This is a genomic window from Mycobacterium scrofulaceum (genome assembly GCF_002086735.1).
Classification (GTDB): domain Bacteria; phylum Actinomycetota; class Actinomycetes; order Mycobacteriales; family Mycobacteriaceae; genus Mycobacterium; species Mycobacterium scrofulaceum.
Genome location: NZ_MVIJ01000159.1, coordinates 1 through 650, shown reverse-complemented (window position 1 = coordinate 650; position 650 = coordinate 1). Strand labels below are relative to the sequence as shown.

The 650-nt window shown below is 60.2% G+C and carries 1 protein-coding gene; it reads right to left on the bottom strand.

Going from position 1 to position 650, the window contains the following annotated elements; genetic code table 11:
- Positions 1 to 179 precede the first annotated feature (179 nt).
- A partial coding sequence (locus BST44_RS29240; protein ID WP_142274747.1) for a transglutaminase domain-containing protein occupies positions 180 to 650 on the bottom strand: 471 nt, incomplete at its 5' end.

The window sequence follows — 650 nt, the reverse complement described above, 5'->3', positions numbered from 1 at the left end:
CGAAGCGCTCTGAGTGGGGTGCAATCTCAGTGGCAACGAACTTTGCGGCGAGATCACGAAGCGCTTCCAATTCCGGGTTGAGCCAGGGTGAGGCGGCTGTCATAGGGAGGCGTCCTTTCGGTTAGCTGCCGTGAGATATCCCGCATTAGTGCTTTGCACAAGCATAATCTTTCAAACTGTTAATTGGTGAACGAGTCTGATATGGGCGGAGGTTCGTAGATGAGTTCGCTGTAGTTGTCGCGCAGCGCGTCGATGATTTCCGTGAGGGGAAGGTCGTCGAAAACGCCACGGTCATGGAGGTATTCCATGTGTTGGGAGCCGTCGCCTGTGTGAGCGTGCAACATGGCGTCTCGCTGACCGTCGAATTCGATAGGAGGGACCCCGAAGCGCGCGCATAACTCGCGGTTGAACGCCGGCGTGGCCTTGACCCACCGGCCATTCAGCAGCATTTGACTGTAGCCGTGGTAGACGAAAACGTCCGAGCCACCCATCCGTTCACGGAGACTCGGGGTCTGCAGATGGTTGCGGACGTCGGCGAAACCCAACCGCGCCGGAATCCCCGCGGCGCGACACGCAGCCGTCAAGAGCACCGCCTTGGGGACACAGTAGGCGCGCTCGGCGACGGCGACCGCGCTGGCTCGGTACTGGCA